This is a genomic window from Brevundimonas bullata, assembly GCF_014207965.1.
GTDB classification, from domain to species: domain Bacteria; phylum Pseudomonadota; class Alphaproteobacteria; order Caulobacterales; family Caulobacteraceae; genus Brevundimonas; species Brevundimonas bullata_A.
Map to the genome: position 1 here is coordinate 850,987 of NZ_JACHLM010000001.1, position 16,521 is coordinate 867,507.

Genomic DNA, 16,521 nt, shown 5'->3' on the forward strand with positions numbered 1-16,521 from the left:
GGGGGCCGCAGTCGGGGTTTCATGCTCTACGCTTTTCACGAGCTCGCCTATCATTCGGCGACGCCGTTTCGGATCGGGGCCCAGATGGCCCGGTCGTTCTGGACGTCGCCTTTCAATCCGGCCTCGGACACGGCCATAGGCCGCACGGCCTACGCCTCGGCCGAGGTGTTCGAGAGCCTGACGCGGCGCTACGGCAAGCCCGCCTGGGGCTTGGAGACCATCGACATCGACGGCCATGTCGTGCGTACGACCGAACAGGTCGTCTGGTCATCCCCCTGGTGTCGGCTGGTCCGGTTCAAGCGCGACGCAGGCGACCTGAAGAAAGCGGGCAAGGCGCTTGAGGCGCCCGCCGTCCTCATCGTCGCTCCCTTGTCGGGTCACTACGCCACCCTGCTGCGCGGCACGGTCGAGGGCTTCCTGCAGGACCACGACGTCTATGTCGCCGACTGGGAGAACGCCCGTCAGGTGCCGGTGCTGGAAGGCCGCTTCGACTTCTACGACTACATCGATCACGTCCGGGCTATGCTGACGGCCATCGGCCCGCGCGCCCACGTCGTCGGCGTCTGCCAGCCGGGACCGCCGGTGCTGGCGGCCTGCGCCGTCATGGCGGCCGAGAACGACCCGAACCGACCCGCTTCCATGACCTTCATGGGCTCGCCCATCGACGCCCGCCTGTCGCCGACGGTGACGAACCAGCTGGCTGAGGCCAAACCCTTCGCCTGGTTCAGGTCGAACATGATCCACACCGTGCCCTGGCCCTATCCGGGCTTTGGGCGGCGGGTCTATCCGGGCTTCGTTCAGCTCTACAGCTTCATGTCGATGAACGAGGACAAGCACGTCGACGCCCATCGCCGCTATTTCGAGGACCTGGTGACCGGCGACGGCGACGGGGTCGAAAAGCACGAGCAGTTCTATGACGAGTATCTGTCGGTGCTGGATCTGACCGAGGAGTTCTATCTCCAGACCATCGACATCGTCTTCCAGCAGCATCTGCTGGCGCGCGGCCTGCTGGAGCACAGGGGCAAGCGCGTCGATCTGTCCGCCATCACCGACATCGGCCTGGCCACGGTCGAGGGCGAGAAGGACGATATCTCGGGCGTGGGTCAGACCCAGGCCGCGCATGGCCTGACGCCGAACATCCCTGATGACCGCCGCCTGCTCTACGTCCAGCCGGGGGTGGGTCACTACGGCGTCTTCAACGGGCGCCGCTTCCGCGACGAGATCTATCCGCGGGTGCGCGACTTCATCGCCCAGAACGAGAGCTTGAGTGCAGTACCGGAACGGCCAGCGGCTGCCGCTTGAGGGCGGGGGCGCCCTTCGCCTGTCGGTGAACCCGCGCGCACGAAGGCTGTCGATCCGCATCGACGCCCGCGCCGGCGAAGCCGTGGCCGTGGCGCCGTCCGAGCGACGGTTGACCGAGGTGGTGGCCTTTGCGCGGACGAAGTCTGGCTGGATCGCTGACCGGTTGGCCGCGCGGGTCGCGGGTTCGCCGCTGGAGCCCGGCGCGGTGGTGTCCTGGCTCGGGCGCAGCGTGCGACTGGAAGCCGTTGGAGGCGCCGGGGCGGCGCGTCTGGTCGAGACGCCGGACGGGCCGGTGATCCGCTCGGGCGGCGAGGGCGAGGCCTTCTCACGCCGGGTCGAGAACTGGTTCAAGCGGGCGGCGCGCGAGTTTCTGGTCGCCCGCACCGAGGTTCATCTGAGTACGCTGGGTCAGAAGCCGGTCCGGGTGGCGATCGTCGACACCCGCTCGCGCTGGGGTTCGTGCAGCCCGCACAACCGCTCGATCCGCTATTCGTGGCGGGTGATCATGGCTCCGCCTGAGGTGGCCGACTATCTGGCCGCGCACGAGGTCGCCCACCTGGTCCACGCCGACCACAGCTCGGCCTATTGGGCGGTGGTGCACCGCCTGGTAGGCGACCATCGGCCGTTCCGCCAATGGCTGCGCGACCACGGCGCAGCCCTGCACGCCGTGGGGCGATAGGGCGGCCCTTCCTCTTCCGTCATCCTCCGGCAAGCGGCGCAGCCGCGCAGACCGGGGGACCCAGCGGCGCCCGGAGGGCGACCCGACGGGTGGCGCTTGGCAGCCAAAATCCTGCGCCGCGCTTGCGGCCCAGATCGCCTTCGGCGCCGCTGGGTCCCCCGGTCTCGCTTCGCTCGCCGGAGGATGACGAAAGAAGTGGGCGCTTCGGCCTAGAAGAACACCGCCTCGGGCTTCTTCTCGCTGCGCGGTGCGTCCTTGGGGGACGGCTGCGGCGAGGTCGGGCGGACGACCGGCTGGTCATTGGGCAGGGGCGCGGGCGTCGGGACCGGCTGGCCGTCGACGATGGCCGGGCCGGGTTCCCTCTCCAGCGGTTGGGCGTAGGGGTCCTGAACCTGGCCCATCATGTCGCCGACCGGATCGGGCGCGACCCAGCCCTCGGGCAGGGGCGGGCCGTTGGGGATGGGCTGGACCGCCAGCTTGGGCAGGGCGGCCTCCATGAAGCCGCGCCAGATGGCGGCGGGCGAGGAGCCGCCGGTCACGCCGCGCATGGCCTTGTTGTCGTCCTTGCCGACCCAGACGGCGGCGACGAAGCCGCCGGTATAGCCGACGAACCAGGCGTCCTTGTAGTCCGAGGTGGTGCCGGTCTTGCCGGCGATGTCGCGACCGCCGATGGCCGCCGAACGGCCGCTGCCCGAGGTGATCACGCCGCGCAGCATCTGGTTCATGTAATAGAGCGACGGGTTGTTGATCGCCTGGCCGTTCTCGCCCGTGCCGTGCTGATAGATGACGCGACCCGAGGGGGTGCGGATGCGGCTGATGCCATAGGCCTCGACCCGCTTGCCGCCGTTGGCGAAGGCGTCATAGGCCTGGGCCATCTCCAGAGGGCTGACCTCGACGGCGCCCAGGGCCATGGACGGTTGCAGGCCGATCTCGCTGGTGATGCCGAGGCGACGCGCGGCGCGGGCCACGGCGTCTCGGCCGACCTGATCAGCGACATAGGCGGCCACGGTGTTGGTCGACTGGGCCACGGCCTGAGCCAAGGTCATCTGACCCGAGAAGTTGCCGGAATAGTTGCGCGGCGACCAGCCGCCGATGGTCACAGGTTGGTCCACGACGGGGGTGGTCGGGGTGTATCCGGCCTCGACCGCCGCCAGATAGACGAAGGGCTTCCACGCCGAGCCGGCCTGACGGCGGGCGTCGACGGCGCGGTTGAACTGGCTGTCGGCATAGGAGCCGCCGCCGATCATGGCGCGGACCCGGCCTTCGCCGTCCAGGGCGACCAGGGCCGCCTGCTCGACGCCCCGACCCTTGTCGCGGTCCAGGATGCGGCGCACGGCGCGCTCGGCGTCGGTCTGCAGGGTCAGGTCCAGGGTGGTTTCGACCACCATGTCCTCGGTCGGTTCGCCGACCAGGCCGCGAATCTGCTTGTCCAGCCAGTCGATGAAGTACTGGGCGTGTTGGCTGGCCAGGGTGCGCGAGACGCGGACGGGCTGGGCTACGGCGGCGTCGCGCTGGGCCGGGGTGATGGCGCCGACATCGACCATTTCGTTGAGGACGACATTGGCGCGGGTGGCGGCGCGCTCGCTTTCAGACACCGGCGAATAGCGCGACGGGGCCTTCAGCAGGCCGGCCAGAAGGGCGGATTCGCCCACCGTCAGCTTGTCCGCGCTCTTGTCGAAATAGCGCTGCGAGGCGGCCTCGATGCCATAGGCGCCGGCGCCGAAATAGACCCGGTTCAGATAGAGGGCGAGGATTTCCTTCTTGGTGAACTTCATCTCCAGCCAGACGGCCAGCATCAGCTCCTGAACCTTGCGCTTCAGGTTCTGGTCGGGCGTCAGGAAGAGGTTCTTGGCCAGTTGCTGGGTGATGGTCGACCCGCCCTGGACCACGCGCCCGGCCTTGAGGTTCAGGGCCATGGCCCGGGTCATGCCGATGGGGTCGAAACCGGGGTGGTGATAGAAGCGCCGGTCCTCGATGGCGATGAAGGCCGCGGGGACATAGTCGGGCAGGGCGTCCAGATCGACCGGCGGGGCCATCTGGGTGCCGCGCACGGCGATCAGGGCGCCGGAGCGGTCCAGATAGGTGATCGAGGGCTGACGCTCGACGTCATAGAGGGTCGAGGTGTCCGGCAGGTCGCGCGCGAAGACGGCGAAGAAGACGACGGCGAAGATCAGGCCCCAGACGGCCAGCACCGCGCCCCAGTAGAGGAGGTTGCCGAGGAAGGAGCGACGCGGCTTCTTGCCGCCGCCCTGCTCATTGCGGTCCGGTCCGCCGTCTTTACGCGCCATGAAAGTCCCTTTTGCAGCGGCGTGACCCTAGAGCGAAATCGGTCAGGACGCGACAGCGCCCAAACTCAGATATTCGCGCAAGCAAGATGCCGGGTCGCGCCGTCGCAGAAAACGCCGTCTTCTCTAATCACAGGAGCGTGAGGACTTATTTCGCCGAAAGAAAGGCGTCGAGATCACCGTAAAACGCCTGGGGCTGGTCCAGCATGATGAAGTGGGCGCTGTCATCGATGCGCTTCAGCTTCGCGTCCGGCAGGGTCGAAAACGACATCTGATAGATGGCGTCGGTGATGGCGTCGGTCATGCGCGGGTCGTTGAACTTCACATAGAGGACTTCGGTCGGGGCGGTGATCTTGCCCAGTTCCGGGCGCAGATCGGTGACGATCAGTTCGCGGAAGGCGGCGGCCGAGACCTGCTGGTCGCTGTTTTCGGTGTCCTGCAGCGGGCCGGAGCGGGCGGCCTCGGTCTTGATCATGGCGGTGACAGCGGCCTTGGCCTGGGTCAGGTACTGGTCGCGTGGCGCGGTGGACTGGGCGGTGAAGACCTGGTCGGCGACAGGGACGACGCTTTCCGCCGTGGTTCCGGGCGGTCCGAACATGGCGCCCATGAAGGGCATCATGTCCACCACCATCAGCTTGCCGACCAGGTCGGGGTGCCGCGCGGCCAGCATCATGCCCATGGTGCCGCCCATCGAATGACCGACGACGGCGGGCTTTTGCAGGCCCTGTTCGCGGATGTAGCGGGCGATCTCCTCAGCCACCGGGGCGGCGACGGGGCCGCTGGCGTTGCCCTTGGCCGGGGCGCCGGCGAAGCCCTGAACATGGATGCGGTGGATGCGGTAGCGGTCCCCCAGATGATCGACCACGCCCTGCCAGATCTCGGGCGAGGACGACAGGCCGGGGATCAGGATCAGGTCGGGCGCGCCTTCCGGCCCATCGACGCGCACATGCAGGCGGTCCGAGGCGAAGTCGGCGTGGGCGTGGCCGTGAGCGGCGTGGCCCTCGGCATGGTTTGTGTGGCCGTCCTGGGCCAGGGCGGGCATGGCCCCCGCCAGCAGTACGGCGGCGGCCCCGAAAGCAAAAATGGAGGCGGTGCGGATCATGGCGTCTTCTCCCCGAAGATTTTGACCCAGATTAATTCATCGCGCGAGGAAGGGAATGGGCTTTGGACGGGCGGCGGTCCCTGCTGCTAGAAAGCGGCCATGACCGCTGACGCTGCTTCTTCTCCCGCGACCGCTCCCGAGGCCAAGGCGCCGCCGACCGCCTTCGGCAAGGGCTTCGTGCGCGACGCCTGGTATTTCGTCGCCCTGGCGCGCGACGTGCCGGTCGCCAGCCTGAAACGCTATGAGGTGATGGACGAGCCGGTGCTGATCGGGCGGACGCGCGCGGGCGCGGTCTATGCCATGCGCGACATCTGCCCCCACCGCGCCGCGCCGCTGTCGGCCGGACGTCTGGTGGACAAGCCGGGCGAGGGTGAGACGATCGAGTGCCCCTATCACGGCTGGCGCTTCCGTCCCGACGGCGTCTGCGCCGCCATCCCGTCCCTGGTCGAGGATCAAGCCTTTGAGGCTGAGCGCATTCGGGTGCGGTCCTATCCGGTCCGCGAGAGCCAGGGGCTGGTCTTCGTCTGGATGGCCGCCGACGCGCGCGATCCGTCCGAGCCGGACCACGAGCCGCCGCTCTTCCCCGGCGCCGAGGGCGAGGTGAAGCTGGTCGAGGCGATGGATTTCGACAGCCATATCGACCACGCCGTCATCGGCCTGATGGACCCGGCGCACGGCCCCTTCGTGCATCAGCAGTGGTGGTGGCGCTCCGAGCATTCGATGCACGAAAAAGCCAAGACCTTTGCGCCGCGCGACTACGGCTGGGCCATGGTGCGCCACGCCCCGTCGTCGAACAGCCGCCTGTACAAGATCCTGGGCGGGGCGCCGGCGACGGAGATCACCTTCCGTCTGCCCGGCTATCGCTGGGAGCATATCCAGGTGGGCGCCAAGCAAGTTCTGGCCCTGACCTGCCTGACGCCGGTGACGGAAACGAAGACGCGCATCACCCAGATCTTCTGGTCCGACCATTGGGTGTTCAATGTCGCCAAGCCCTTCCTGCGCATGGGCGTGGTCGCCTTCCTGAAGCAGGACGGCGGCATGGTGAACCTGCAGAACGAGGGGCTGAAGTACGACCCAGCCCTGATCTGGATCGACGACGCCGACAAGCAGGCCAAGTGGTACCAGCAGCTGAAGCGCGAATGGATCAAGAGCCGCGCCGAGGGCCGCGGCTTTGTCAATCCCATCAAGGAAGTGGTGCTGCGGTGGAAGAGCTGAGCGCAGGGCGGGCCACACCCCGTTCGCTCCAAGCTTGAAGACAAGAAAAAGGCCTCTCCCCGCGCGGGGGAGAGGCCTTTTTGTTCAGCAGTCAGGGGCGCGTCAGCCCCTGCCGATTACTGGCGCGCCAGCTGGCTGGACAGGATCAGGTCAAGTTGCTTGCGGATGTGCGGCGTCAGCTCTTCGATGCCCCAGTTGTCGTAGGCGGCGTAGCGGAAGTTGGCGATAAAGACGTCCCAGATCATGCGGCCCATGACCAGCTGGTCCAGGTCCTGACGCAGTTCGCCTTCGCGGATGCCCGCTTGCAGCACGGCGATGATGGCTTCGATAATGGGCTTGACGAAGGTGCGCGAACGCTCGTCGGCGGCGGCCGGCTGGAACCACGAGCGGGCGACCATGGCCTGCATCAGCGGCAGGTGCTCCAGCGAGCGATGGTAACCGGCGGTCAGGCCCTCGGCCAGACGCTCGACGACGCGACCTTCATGGCCGGCGGCGGTCTGGATGTCCTGCAGCAGGCCGGCCATTTCCTCGGCGAAGACGCACTCGAACAGTTCGGCCTTGTCCTGGAAGTTGGCGAAGACCGCGCCGGTCGACATTCCGGCGCCCTTGGCGATGTCGCGGATGGTGGCGGCGTCGTATCCGCGCTCGGCGAACAAGGCGCGCGCGGCGTCCAGCACCTTCTGGCGGGTGCGGATCTTGGCAGCCTGACGACGGTTCAGGCGGGGTTGGCCCTCGGTGTCGATGACTTCGGGGGCAGACGAAATGGTCTCACGCATCAGGAAAATACTCTGGCTCGGCAAAGGTTTAACGCTCGCCGGTCGTGAAGGACGTCAGCAGCATCAGACCGGATTCTACGCCGCCTCGGCGTGGACCACGGTAAGACGACAACGAACGTCCCATGGGGGGAAGCTAACTTTCATCACCGAACATTGACCAAAATGGGTCGCGAGCCGATCTCAAATCTTGCTTAATCTTTGCCGTAAGGTCAACGAAGCTAGGGGTTTCTACGTAGCTTTTGGTGTTGGGGGCGGAGTCTGAGCAACCGTCCGAGCGGTTCTGAACGCCCGGGCCGGACGGGCGCCGCGACCGTCCGGAGCCGCCGCCTGGAAGGTCTTGCGGAAACCGTCACGACGCTCGTGGATCGAGGCCAGGACAAGTCCCATGGGCACGCCGAGGTCGACCAGGGTGTTCTCGGCCAACTGCAAACTGGCCTCGGTCGTTTCGGGTACGGCGTCAGTTACACCCAGGGCGTAAAGGCGGGCGGCGTGGCGGTCGTCCCGGGCTCGCGCGATCAGGATCAGATCGGGCCGCAGGGCGCGGGCGGTCTTGACCACATCATCGACTTTAGTCGGGCTATCCATGGTGACAATCAGGGCGCGGGCCGATTCCAGACCGCAGGCGGTCAGCATTTCGGGACGGGCGGCGTCGCCGTAATAGACCTCATGGCCTTCCGTGCGGCCTGAGCGGACCGAGGCGGGGTCGGCGTCCAGGGCGATGAAGCGTTGGTCGTGTTCCGCCAGAAGCTCGCCCACCAGACGCCCGACCCGGCCGAAACCCACGATCAGCACCGCGCCGTCTGGCGAGAGCACGGCGGCGTCCGGGGACAGGCCTTCGGTCTCGGGTGCGGCGGCGAGGGTGGCGGTTTTGGTCAGCGCACGCGCCAGCACGGCCAGCAGGGGGACGGTGAACATGCTGAGGGTGGCGGCCAGCATGGCCTTGCGGGTCAGGCTCGGGTCGGCCAGTCCTTCCACCAGGCCAGTGGACAGGACGACGAAAGCGAACTCGCCCGCCGGACCCAGAACCAGGGCGGTTTCGATGGCTGATCGCGCCGCCAGGCCCCAGGCCCGCGCCAGGATGAAGATGATCAGGGCCTTCAGCAGGATCAGCCCGCCGGCCAGGCCCAGCACCGTCACCGGGTCGGCGGCTACGGCGTCCACGTCCAGACCGATGCCGACGCCGATGAAGAAGACGCCGAGCAACAGGCCCTTGAAAGGATCGATGGCGACCTCGACTTCGCGACGGAACTCGGTCTCGGCCAGCAAGACGCCGGCGACCAGGGCGCCCAGGCTCATCGACAGGCCGACAGCCTGGGCCGCCAGTCCGGCGACGACCACGACCAGCAGGCTGGCGGCGACGAAGAGTTCACGACCCTCGCCCCTATGCTGGGCGCGAGCGACCGAACGGAACATGGGCCGCAGCACCAGACGCCCCAGCAGGACCATCAGGAAAAGGCCGCCGGCGGCCGGGACGAGGGTGAAGAGGGCGCTGGCCAGAGCGTGGGGTTCGACGCCGCCGCCCTGCATGCCTTGGGCGAGGGTGGCCAGAACCGTGACGGTGATCAGGATGGGGGCGACGGCCACGTCCTGGGCCAGAAGGACGGCGAAGGTGGCGCGGCCCGTCTCGCTGTTGATCCGGCCCTGGGCCGCCAGCACCGGCATGACGACGGCGGTCGAGGACAGGGCCAGGCCCATGCCCAGCACGGCGGCGCCCGCCAGAGACTGGCCCAGGGCCATGAAGACGACGGCGATCGCGAGGGTGCAGACGGCGACCTGAAGCATGCCCAGCCCGAAGACCAGCCGCCGCATGGCCTTCAGCCGCTCCCACGACAGCTCCAGCCCGATCATGAACAGCAGGAAGGCGACCCCGAGTTCGGACAGCTGGCGGATCTGGGCCTGGTCGCCGATGGTCAGCCAATTGAGCCAACTGTGGGACTGGGCGAGGCGGCCGAGGCCGTCGGGGCCGAGCAGGACGCCGGCCGCCAGAAAACCCAGCACCGGGCTGATCCGGAGCCGGTTGAACAAGGGCACCACGACCCCGGCCGCCGCCAGAAAGACTACAAGGTCTCGGTATTCGCCGCCGTGCGCTTGATCCATGCATCCTCCGTAGCGGCGCACTGTGTCGCGGGCGATCACGATCTGGCGATACGGCTCGCGTCTTTCATGAACTTTTTTTAAGACGCGGCGAGGCTCACGGCGGGATTAGGGTCCGCGCCGAACCTGAGCACGGGTTAGTCGAGGGAATTGCTTATGAAGAAATTGCTGATCGGGGCCGCTGTCGGCGCCCTGCTCCTGCCGGCCGGCATGGCGGCGGCGCAAGACGGTCATGACCACGCCTGCGTGGACGAGAGCTGCACGGTCGTGGAGCTGTTCCACGGCGCCTCGGCGCCCGAAGGCGGCGCCGCGCCGGCCGGCTGGGTCGGGACGGATGCGCCCAAGTATGGCGACTGGGGCTTTGACCTGTCGGGTCGCGACACCTCGGTGGCGCCGGGCGACAGCTTCTTCCGCTACGCCAACGGCACGGCCTTCGACAAGCTGCAGATCCCGTCGGATCGCACCTCCTACGGCTCCTTCCCGCTGCTGCGCGAACTGTCGGACAACCGCATGAAGGCCCTGATCCAGGGGCTGGTCGCGCGCAAGGACCTGGCCGCTGGTTCGGACGAGGCCAAGATCGCCGACGCCTATCGCAGCTACATCGACGAGGCGCGCATCGAGCAACTCGACGCTCAGCCGCTGCAGCCTTACCTGACCGCCATTCGCGCCGCTGACACGCACGAAAAGATCGCCGCCTACATGGGTCAGACCCAGGGCCGCGTCGGTTCGTCCTTCTTCGGAACCGGCATCACCATCGACCAGAAGCAGCCCACTCGCTACGTCGTGTCGGCGGGCCAGTCGGGCATCGGCCTGCCCAACCGCGACTACTATCTGGACGCCCGCTTCGCGGACAAGAAGGACAAGTATCAGGCCTATATCGAGCGCATGCTGACCAATATCGGCTGGGCGGATCCGGCGGGCCACGCCGCCGCCATCGTCGCGCTGGAAACCAAGATCGCCGAGGCCCACTGGACCCCGATCGAGAACCGCGACCGCGACAAGACCTACAACGAATACACCATCCAGACCCTGGCCGCCGAGGCGCCGGGCTTTGACTGGAACGGCTATTTCAACGCCGCCGGTCTGGGCTCGATCGACCGTCTGATCGTGCGCCAGAACACGGCCATGCCCAAGATCGCCGCCATCTTCGCAGCAGCGCCGATCGACACCCTGCAGGCCTGGCAGGCGTTCCACACCACCGACGACGCCGCCGGCAGCCTGTCCAAGCGTTTCTCGGACGCCCAGTGGGAGTTCCGGTCGCGCGACCTGTCGGGACAGCCCGAGCAGCGTAGCCGTGAAAAGCGCGCCATCAGCTTTGCTGAAGGTTCGCTGGGCGAGGCGGCGGGTCGCCTGTACGTCGCCGAATACTTCCCGGCCGAATCCAAGGCCAAGATGGAAGAGCTGGTCGCCAACCTGCGCATCGCCCTGTCGCACCGGATCGACAACCTGACCTGGATGGGGACGGAGACCAAGGCGGCGGCGCAGGAGAAACTGCGCAAGTTCACCGTCAAGATCGGCTATCCCGACAAGTGGCGCGACTATTCAGCCCTGGAAGTCCGCGCCGACGACCTGTTCGGCAATACCCAGCGCCTGGGCCAGTTCCAGTGGAACTACCAGCTGAACCGCCTGAACAAGCCGGTCGACAAGGCCGAGTGGGGCATGACGCCTCAGACGGTCAACGCCTATTACAACTCGGCCAATAACGAGATCGTCTTCCCGGCGGCCATTCTGCAGCCGCCCTTCTTCGATCCGAACGCCGACGCGGCTGTCAACTACGGCGGCATCGGCGGCGTCATCGGCCACGAGATCGGCCACGGCTTTGACGACCAGGGCTCCAAGTCCGATGGCGACGGGGTGCTGCGCAACTGGTGGACCGACGAGGACAAGGCCAACTTCAAGGGCCTGACCACGCGTCTGGGCGCCCAGTACGACCAGTTTGAGCCCCTGCCCGGTCACCCGGTCCAGGGCGGCCTGACCATGGGCGAGAACATCGGCGACGCCGCCGGCACGGCGGTGGGCCTGGAAGCCTATCATCTGTCGCTGGCGGGCAAGCCCGCGCCCGTGATCGACGGCACGACCGGCGATCAACGCTTCTTCTACGGCTGGGCCCAGGTCTGGCAGTCGAAGTACCGCGAGGAGGCGCTGAAGCAGCAGATCGCCACCGATCCGCACAGCCCGGCCGAGTTCCGCGTCATCGGCCCGGTGCGTAACGTCGACGCCTGGTACGAGGCCTTCGACGTCAAGCCGGGCTCGAAATACTATCTCGCGCCGGAAGACCGCGTCCGCATCTGGTAAGCGCGGCGTCTGAATGAAGAGGGCCGGAGCGGCGACGCTCCGGCCCTTTTTCATGATTTGCTCGGTCTATCGAAGGCTGTTCGATACCTGGCGCGGCAAAGCTGATTCTCGGAGCGGTTCTCTGAATTTCAGGCATGAAAAAGCCCGCTGCGGGGGATACATCGCAGCGGGCTTTATCGCTCTCTAAGGAGCGGACGTTTCCTCCCCGAAACGCCTTCAAGTTGTCGCTGCGTTTTATCGCTGCGCCTCTTGAGTGAGACCAATTGACGCGAAGGCGGCGGGCAAGTCAATCAATGCCAACGTCAAAAAGCGGGCATTTGTGACTAAACATCGATAACTCATGTCTGTGTCACGGATTTAATCGAAGCCTATTCGATAATGGCGCGAACCGTTGCGACCAGGTCGCCACGGGCCACCTTCTGCTGGCCAGGACGTTCCGCTTTCCACGCCTCGTTGTCGGCGATGGCGGCGGCCCGCGCCCGTCCGGCGTCCAGATCCTTGATGGTGACCTCCCCGGCGGCCAGTTCGTCGCCGCCCAGAATGACCACGGCGGGCGAGCCGCGACGGTCGGCGTATTTCATCTGCGCCTTCATGCCGGCGCGGCCCAGATAGAGCTCGGCGGCGATCCCGGCGGCGCGCAGTTCGGACACGGCGTCGAGATAGTGCTGCATGTCGTCTTCCGAGAAGACGATGACCACGACCGGGCCGCGCGTGGCGTCGTCGGCCCCGCGACCGGCGGCGCGCAGGGCGGAGGCCAGACGCGAGACGCCGAAGGAGAAGCCGGTGGCCGGCACGGACTGGCCGGTGAAGCGCGCGACCAGATCGTCATAGCGGCCGCCGCCGCCGATGGAGCCGAAGCGCACGGCCCGGCCCTTGTCATCCTTGGTGTCCAGCAACAGCTCGGCCTCGAACACGGCGCCGGTGTAATATTCCAGCCCGCGCACGATGGTCGGGTCGAACTTCACCTCGGCCTCGCCGACGCGCATGGCGGTCAGGGCGCGGTCGATGGCGGACAGTTCGGCCAGGGCGGCTTCGCCCGCCGCGCCCAGCGAGGCGCCGGCCTTGGCCACGGCGTCCAGCACACCCGCGCGGCTGAGCCCGGGCGTTTCGGCGGAAACAAGGAACGCCTCAACCGCGCCGATCACGGCTGAGGGCAGGCGGGCGCCCTTGGTGTAGTCGCCGGACTCGTCCAGACGGCCTTCGCCCAGCAGGGCGCGCACACCCTCCAGACCCAGACGATCATACTTGTCGACGGCGCGCAGGGCGGTCAGGCGCTGGACCGCGTCGGTCACGCCGCCGGCGTCGAACAGGCCGTCGAACAGCTTGCGGTTGGAGACGCGGATCACCGACTGGCCGTCGCCGAGGCCCGCGGCGCGCAGGCCCTCGCAGCCCATGGCGATGATCTCCGCGTCGGCTTCAGGACGGTCTGAACCGACGGTGTCGGCGTCGCACTGCCAGAACTCGCGGAAGCGGCCGGGGCCGGGTTTCTCGTTGCGCCAGACCGGACCATAGGCATACCGGCGGAACGGCTTGGGCAGGGTTTCCCAGTTCTGGGCCGCGAACCGGGCCAGGGGAGCGGTGTGGTCGTAACGCAGGGCCATCCACTCGCCCGGCTCGTCCGAACCGGCATCGTCTTGAAGGGCGAAGACGCCCTCGTTGGGGCGGTCGGCGTCGGGCAGGAACTTGCCCAGGGCGTCGGCGTACTCAAACGCCGGCGTCTCCAGCGGCTCGAAGCCCCAGCGCTCATACACTTCGGACACGCGCGCGACGATGCGCCGCTCGGCGGTCAGGTCGCGGCCGCGGCGGTCGGCGAACCCCCGGGGGGCGCGGGCTTCGGGGCGGAGGGGGGCTTCGTCGGTCATGCCGGGCGATTAAGCCATCAGCGGACCGGCTGCAACTTCCCGAACCGTGGGTTCAGGCCGCGCGGCGCAAGGGAAGGTCGTGACCATAGCTGAGGCGGCGCCACAGCCACTCCAGCGGCCCCATGTGGAAGCGGCTCAACCACAGCGGCGACCAGATCAGTTGCAAGGCCCAGACGGCGACGACGATGGCCCACTGGCCCGGATAGTCGACCTGTCCCATCAGGCGCGGCCCCCACGGCATGTAGAAGAGGGTGGTCATAATCAGGGTCTGGGTGAGGTAGTTGGTGAAGGCCATCTGTCCGACGGGGGCGAAGATCCGGCGCACCCATCCCACGCCGCGCGAGGTCAGCAAAATCAGGCCGCTGGCGTAGGCCAGGGCGATGAAAATCGGGTAGGAGGCGACGACCTCGGCCCAGCCGTGCGTGGCCTCGACGCCGGGTCCGGCCATGACCTCGCGCCATTCCAGCAGGCCCAGCAGGGTCAGGACGGCCGCGCCGACAGCGATCAGGGCGACATAGACGCGGTTCGGCAGCCGCGCATGGAAGAAGCCGGCCTTGAACAGGCCCAGGCCCAGCATCATCAGCGGGACGGTGGCGAAGACGTAGCCGAACAGGCTGGCGCTTTGCAGGATGCCCCAGGCCTTGAGGTTTTCGATCAGGGCGGCCGGCCAGCCGCTGCGGTAGGCGGCTATGCTGGCGGCGACCGCGCCGTCGGCCAGGGCCATGCTGTCGTTGTTCATGGCCTCGACCAGTTCTGCGGGGCCGTTGACCGTCAGCCACATCGTAACGGCCTGCATGGTGGCCAGCGCCAGGGTGGCGGCGATCCCGAACAGGATCAGGGGGCGCGCCGGCATCGAGCGCATCAGCATGACGAACAGGCCGGACCAGGCGTAGAGCAGCAGGATGTCGCCGTACCAGAAGGCCGCTCCGTGGATGACGCCGAACAGGGCCAGCCACATCAGGCGGCGACGCAGCACCCGCCCACGCGCGGCGTCCTTGCGCTCGCCGCCGACCAGGAAAATCGACACGCCGAACAGCATGGAAAACAGGGTGACGAACTTCTGACGGAAGAAGACCTCGACCAGCCAATAGGCGGTGGCGGAAGAGCCGCTGAGGGGGAAGGGAGACTGCTCCGGCGCCATCGTCGCATTCATGGGCAGGGCGAAGGCGGCGGCGTTGACGGCGAGGATGCCCAGCACTGCGACCCCGCGCAGCACGTCCAGAGTCTGGATACGGGCGCCGGCGGCGACGGGCTGCGGTCCCTCCGCGAGAATGGTCTGGTCGGTCATGGCGTCGGCTCTCCCCCGGTGAGCAGATCGCTCATGCGGCTTGCGGGCGGCGGCGACACCTTAAATCGCGGTAATGTCAGCCCGCGCCGTTTTGCATCAGGCCCATGCGGTTCTTGACCACCGGTGCGGGCGCAAAGGCGATGAAGGCCACGCACAGACCGGCCCACAGGGCGTAGCTGACGCCCACCAGCACCGCCAGCGGCAGGCCGGCGACGCCGAAGATGAGCAGGGTGGTTTCCAGCGCCCCCAGGCTCTGAGCCAGGCTCTGCGAGGCGATGACCGACAGCAGGGACATGACCACGGCGATCAGGATCTGCACCGCGGCGGCCAGAAGCCCGCCGAAGACCATGAAGCGGCAGACCACGCCCAGTCGCGTCGAGGGACGACCGACCCGGGCATGGGTCTGACGCAGCATCCACAGGCCGACCGGGGCGGCGATCAGGCCCAGCACCAGCAGCACCAGCCGCCAGTCGGTGTCGACGCCCGAGGCCCAGTTCTCGGGCGGCCAGACGATCAGGGTGATGATCAGCGGCGGCCAGGCGGCGGCAGCCAGGGCCGCCAGCACGAACCGCTGCGTCGAATGTCGGGGCGCGACGCGCTTCAGCCCCGGCAGGTCCTCGATCCGGTCGAGACGCGACATCAGCGGGTCGGGACCGGCGCAGCGCCGGAATAGTCGTAGAAGCCGCGACCGCTCTTCTTGCCCAGCCAGCCGGCCTCGACATATTTCACCAGCAGCGGGCAGGGGCGGTACTTGCTGTCAGCCAGGCCGTCGTACAGCACGTTCATGATGGCCAGGACGACGTCCAGACCCATGAAGTCGGCCAGTTCCAGCGGCCCCATCGGGTGGTTGGCGCCCAGCTTCAGCGCCTTGTCGATCGAGGTGACGTTGCCGACGCCTTCGTACAGGACATAGATGGCCTCGTTCATCATCGGCACCAGGATGCGGTTGACGATGAAGGCGGGGAAGTCCTCGGACTCGGTGGTGATCTTGCCCAGGCTCTCGGCGAAGGCGACGGCGGCCTCGTAGGTGGCGGCCGCGGTGGCGATGCCGCGCACGATCTCGACCAGCTTCATCGTCGGGGCCGGCTTCATGAAGTGCAGGCCGATGAAGCGGTCGGGGCGGTCGGTAACCGAGGCCAGGCGCGTGATCGAAATCGACGAGGTGTTGGAGGCCAGCAGGGTGTCGGGGCGCAGGTGGGGCAGCAGGTCGACGAAGACCGATTTCTTGACCGCTTCGTCCTCGGACGCCGCCTCGATGACCAGATCGGCCTGGGCCGCTTCGGCCAGGGAGGCGACGGCCTGGATGCGGGCCAGGGCGGCGTCAGCCTCGGCCGGTGTCATCAGGCCGCGTGCGGCGCGACGCGCCAGGCTGGCCGCGATCTCGCCCTGGGCCAGCGGGATCCGCTCGGCCGACAGGTCGTAAAGCCGCACCTCATAGCCGCCGGAGGCCACCGCCTGAGCGATGCCCGAACCCATCTGCCCGGCGCCGATGACGGCGACTGTCCTGATCGTGGTCATAAATACGCGCAATCTGCGGCCCCATGAGGACCAATCGCGGGCACCTTAGGAGCCCGCCCGCCGCGCGCAAGGGGCGGAATGGGGCGCGATTAAGATTCCTCGCCC

General features: G+C 67.6%; 12 protein-coding genes. 4 read left to right on the plus strand and 8 right to left on the minus strand.

Going from position 1 to position 16,521, the window contains the following annotated elements; translation table 11 throughout:
- Nucleotides 1–21: 21 nt before the first annotated feature.
- Nucleotides 22–1,302, plus strand: coding sequence for a polyhydroxyalkanoate depolymerase (locus HNP51_RS04175; protein ID WP_184267586.1), 1,281 nt, complete (start codon nt 22–24; stop codon nt 1,300–1,302).
- On the plus strand, nt 1,268–1,981 hold the full coding sequence (locus HNP51_RS04180; RefSeq protein WP_184267361.1) for a M48 family metallopeptidase: 714 nt from the start codon (nt 1,268–1,270) through the stop codon (nt 1,979–1,981). Before HNP51_RS04175 ends, HNP51_RS04180 begins: the two co-directional genes overlap by 35 nt.
- Nucleotides 1,982–2,190: 209 nt before the next feature.
- Here the strand turns inward: HNP51_RS04180 and HNP51_RS04185 are convergent, their stop codons facing one another.
- Both HNP51_RS04185 and HNP51_RS04190 read right to left on the minus strand, forming a co-directional pair.
- Nucleotides 2,191–4,269 (minus strand): transglycosylase domain-containing protein, encoded by a 2,079-nt coding sequence (locus HNP51_RS04185; RefSeq protein ID WP_184267363.1) that lies wholly within the window; start codon nt 4,267–4,269, stop codon nt 2,191–2,193.
- 145 nt (nt 4,270–4,414) lie between these two features.
- The gene (locus HNP51_RS04190) at nt 4,415–5,368 is read right to left on the minus strand and encodes an alpha/beta fold hydrolase (RefSeq protein ID WP_184267365.1); all 954 of its coding nucleotides are present in this window, start codon (nt 5,366–5,368) and stop codon (nt 4,415–4,417) included.
- A 99-nt stretch (nt 5,369–5,467) separates the two neighbouring features.
- Here HNP51_RS04190 and HNP51_RS04195 point away from each other — a divergent pair, with 99 nt between their 5' ends.
- The gene (locus HNP51_RS04195) at nt 5,468–6,583 is read left to right on the plus strand and encodes an aromatic ring-hydroxylating dioxygenase subunit alpha (RefSeq protein WP_184267367.1); all 1,116 of its coding nucleotides are present in this window, start codon (nt 5,468–5,470) and stop codon (nt 6,581–6,583) included.
- A gap of 116 nt (nt 6,584–6,699) precedes the next feature.
- Here the strand turns inward: HNP51_RS04195 and HNP51_RS04200 are convergent, their stop codons facing one another.
- Together HNP51_RS04200 and HNP51_RS04205 are read right to left on the minus strand one after the other, a co-directional pair.
- Entirely contained in the window at nt 6,700–7,359 is a 660-nt protein-coding gene (locus tag HNP51_RS04200) for a TetR/AcrR family transcriptional regulator (RefSeq protein WP_184267369.1), read from the minus strand.
- A 228-nt stretch (nt 7,360–7,587) separates the two neighbouring features.
- On the minus strand, nt 7,588–9,456 hold the full coding sequence (locus tag HNP51_RS04205) for a cation:proton antiporter (protein ID WP_184267371.1): 1,869 nt from the start codon (nt 9,454–9,456) through the stop codon (nt 7,588–7,590).
- A 153-nt stretch (nt 9,457–9,609) separates the two neighbouring features.
- Here HNP51_RS04205 and HNP51_RS04210 point away from each other — a divergent pair, with 153 nt between their 5' ends.
- Nucleotides 9,610–11,748 carry a M13 family metallopeptidase gene (locus HNP51_RS04210; RefSeq protein WP_184267373.1) on the plus strand — a complete coding sequence of 713 codons (2,139 nt, stop codon included), beginning with the start codon at nt 9,610–9,612 and terminating at the stop codon, nt 11,746–11,748.
- A 368-nt stretch (nt 11,749–12,116) separates the two neighbouring features.
- Here HNP51_RS04210 and hisS read toward each other — a convergent pair whose 3' ends face one another.
- The 4 genes from hisS to HNP51_RS04230 all read right to left on the minus strand — a co-directional run bounded on the left by hisS (nt 12,117) and on the right by HNP51_RS04230 (nt 16,416).
- Nucleotides 12,117–13,610: a histidine--tRNA ligase gene (gene hisS, locus HNP51_RS04215; RefSeq protein ID WP_184267375.1), complete on the minus strand. Its 1,494-nt coding sequence runs from the start codon at nt 13,608–13,610 to the stop codon at nt 12,117–12,119.
- Nucleotides 13,611–13,662: 52 nt separating this feature from the next.
- On the minus strand, nt 13,663–14,898 hold the full coding sequence (locus HNP51_RS04220; protein WP_184267377.1) for a DUF418 domain-containing protein: 1,236 nt from the start codon (nt 14,896–14,898) through the stop codon (nt 13,663–13,665).
- Nucleotides 14,899–14,974: 76 nt separating this feature from the next.
- Nucleotides 14,975–15,538, minus strand: a complete 564-nt coding sequence (locus tag HNP51_RS04225) for a hypothetical protein (RefSeq protein ID WP_184267379.1) — start codon at nt 15,536–15,538, stop codon at nt 14,975–14,977.
- The gene (locus HNP51_RS04230; RefSeq protein ID WP_184267381.1) at nt 15,538–16,416 is read right to left on the minus strand and encodes a 3-hydroxybutyryl-CoA dehydrogenase; all 879 of its coding nucleotides are present in this window, start codon (nt 16,414–16,416) and stop codon (nt 15,538–15,540) included. Before HNP51_RS04230 ends, HNP51_RS04225 begins: the two co-directional genes overlap by 1 nt.
- Nucleotides 16,417–16,521 lie beyond the last annotated feature (105 nt).